A 3,181-nucleotide genomic window follows, 5' to 3' on the forward strand; every position below is an offset into this window, starting at 1 on the left:
CGCCCCCGAAAACCCCCAAATTAAAAGTGGATAAAGCACTAGCGATGAGGCTCCTTGAGGGGACTCCTCGATCGGCCTCCTGGAAACCCCGGGCGCTCGGACAACGCTGCTATTCCGCCGGAGGGGGCGGTCCGTCGGTTCCCTCTGATCTCCCATCCCCAAGGCCCCGTAGGGGCGAAACGCTTTTCGCCCCTACTTGATCATCGGGCGGGTCCTCCTTCACGAACTTCGATCCCCCTCCTCATCAATCATCGCTTAAAATCGTCTACTACCAGATCCGCGAACGGAGACTGCTTTACCCGGTCGTCCGCAACCCGGCGGCGACCCCCTGGATCGTCAGCCACAGGGCCTCCCGGAGCTCCTCCGCCTCCGGCTGTTCCCGCCAGCGCCGCAGCAACAGGATCTGAATGAAGTTCAGTGGATCCACATACGGGTTCCGCACCTGGATCGATCGCTTCAGCCACGGGATGTCCTCTAAGAGATCCGGCAGGCCGGTGATGCGCAGAAGCGCCCGTCGGGTCCGATGATATTCCCGCTCGATCTGGGACCAGACCGCCTGGCGGATGGATTCGTCCGGCACCAGCTCCGCGTAGGCCCCGGCGATGCCCAGATCGGTCTTCGCCAGAGCCAGGGCGGCGTCCGCCAGGACCACCTGGAAGAACGGCCAGCGACGGGCCATCTCCTCCAGCAGCGACCAGCCGGAGGCCCCTTCGGCCTGGGCGAAGGTCTCCACGCCGGTTCCCAATCCGAACCACCCCGGGAGCAGATGGCGGCTCTGGGTCCAGGAGAACACCCAGGGGATCGCCCGCAGGTCTTCCAGCCGGCGCTCCGGCCGCCGACGGGCCGGGCGGGAGGCGATGGGAAGTTCCTCGATCCCATCGATCGGCGTCGCATGCTCAAAGTAGGTCAGAAAGCCGGGCGTCTCCAGCAGGTCCCGATAGGCCCGGTAGGCCGCCTCGCTCATCCGCTCCATCGCTTCCACCCACGCGGCCTCCGGCTCCGAGGCAGGCAGGGCGGAGACCAGCAGCGTCGCCCACAGGACCTGCTCCAGATGCCGGTAAGCGATGTGGGGATCATCGTAGCGTTCGGCCAGGACCTCGCCCTGTTCGGTCATGCGCAGGCGCCCGCCCACCGCGTCGGGGGGGAGACCGAGGATGCTCCGGGCCGCCGGGCCGCCGCCCCGCCCCAGGGCCCCGCCCCGGCCGTGGAAGAAGGTGAGGGTGACCCCGTGGGCGCGGGCCACCCGCACCATCTCCGCCTGCGCCCGGTAAAGGGCCCAGACGGCGGCCAGATACCCGCCGTCCTTGGTGCTGTCGGAGTAGCCGACCATCACCACCTGATGGTCTCCCTGACGGCTCAGGTGCTCCCGATACAGGGGGATCGAAAGCACCCGATCCAGGATCCGGGGCGCCTCCCGCAAGGTGGCGATGGTCTCGAAGAGCGGCGCGACCCGGAAGAAAGCCGGAGGGCTCGAAAGGCCGCTGGCCGCGGCCATCAGCCAGAGCACCGCGAACACGTCCGCGGGGCTGCGGGCCATGCTGATGATGTAAGGGCCCAGCGCCTCCGGACCGTAAGCCTGGGCGGCCTGGTGGATCAGCCGGAACACCGCAAGGGTCTCCGCTGTCTCCGCTGACGGCGTCGCCTGTCCGGCCAACTCGGCCGCTCGGGGGAGGGTCTCCACCAGAAGCGCGATCTGCTTCTCTTCGGAGAGCGCCGGGTAGTCGGCGATGCCCGACGCCTGGAGCAGCTCCGCGATCGCCTCCGTGTGACGGCGAGCTTCCTGGCGCACGTCCAGGCGGGCCATGTGGAATCCAAACACCCGGGCCTGGATCCACCAGTCCCACAGGATCCCCTCCGCGATGCGTTCCCCCCGGCCTTCCCGGAGGCTCTCTCGCATGCGCTCCAGGTCCTCCACCAGCTCCCGGGCGGACCGATAAGCGCCCTCCGGAGGCGGGTCCGCCATGGGGTCCCAGCGCTGGGTCTGTTCCAGGCGCCAGGCGATCACCGCGATCCACCGCCGGTAGGCTTCATAGGGGGAGAGGCGGGAGAGATGCTCCTTGAGGGCCGGCCACCGCGTCTCGGCCTCCGCCAGGGCCTGGGCCAGGGCGGGGGTGATCGGAGCCTGGCGCGTGGAAACCCCCAAGGCGATGAAGAGATCGCGGGCCTGTTGCAGATGAAGGGATAGGGCGACCTGACGATGGCGCCGCAACGTCTGGGCGGTCACCTCCGCCGTCACCCGGGGATTCCCATCCCGATCCCCGCCGATCCAGGAGCCGAAGCGCAGGAAGATCGGCAACGCGTCCCCCAGCTCGGGATAGGTGGCCCGGAGGGCCTTCTGAACGTCCCGATACAGCCGGGGGGTCAGGGACCACAGGGTGCGGACAAAGAAGGAAAGGCCGTTCTCCACCTCATCCATCACCGACGGGCGGCGCACCCGGATCAGATCGGTCTGCCAGAAGGCCGTGAGCTCCGCCCGTAAGCGTCGGAGCAACGCCTCCCGTTCCCGGGGCAAGCGATCCGGGGCATCCAGGTCGATCAGGATCGCGCGGATCCGTCCCAGGAGGCCCCGAACGGTTCGCCGCTTGGCCTCCGTGGGGTGGGCGGTGAACACGGGCTCGATGGAGAGCGCATCCAGTAACGCCCGCATCGCCTCCCCAGGAACCCCTGCGGCCCGAATCCGCTGGAAGGCCTCCGCGATGGATTCGGGCCGCGGCTGAGGATGGGCTGCCTGCTCCCGCGCCCGCAGCACGCGCACCCGGTGACGGTCCTCGGCGAGGTTGGCCAGATCGAAGAAGATGGCGAACGCCCGGGCGATCACGTTCAGCTCCGGCAGCGTCAATTCCTCCAGCAGCGCCCGCAACGCCCGCTCCGCTTCCGCAGCGCCTGCCCGGCGGGCGCGGGCCAGCTGCCGCACCCGCTCCTCCAGTTCAAAACCCTCCAGCCCGGCCTGCTCCCGGATCACCTCGCCGAGCAGGTCTCCGAGCAGATGGATGTCCCGTCGAAGCGGCTGGTCGCTCGTCATCGCTGGATTTAACCCTCCATCAGATTCTGATCCATGACGTCATGCGCCATTTCAAGCGACAAGTCCGATCCGAGCGCCCTCGGAGGAGCGGCGAGCTAAGCCTTTTCCCTGGGCCCTATGGGCTCGAGGAAAAAGAGAGAGAAAGAATCGTTTTAGGCT

At 68.0% G+C, this 3,181-nt stretch carries 1 protein-coding gene; it reads right to left on the reverse strand.

Translation table 11 applies throughout. The features are described from left to right. Positions 1 to 295 precede the first annotated feature (295 nt). Positions 296 to 3,022, reverse strand: coding sequence for a phosphoenolpyruvate carboxylase (ppc, locus tag NZM16_RS00765; RefSeq protein WP_295477811.1), 2,727 nt, complete (start codon positions 3,020 to 3,022; stop codon positions 296 to 298). Positions 3,023 to 3,181: the final 159 nt, after the last annotated feature.

Source organism: Thermoflexus sp., assembly GCF_025055495.1.
GTDB lineage: Bacteria > Chloroflexota > Anaerolineae > Thermoflexales > Thermoflexaceae > Thermoflexus.

Bases quoted from the DNA above. Each gene is read 5' to 3' on its own strand.
- ppc (WP_295477811.1), bottom strand. From the start codon at position 3,022: ATGACGAGCGACCAGCCGCTTCGACGGGACATCCATCTGCTCGGAGAC.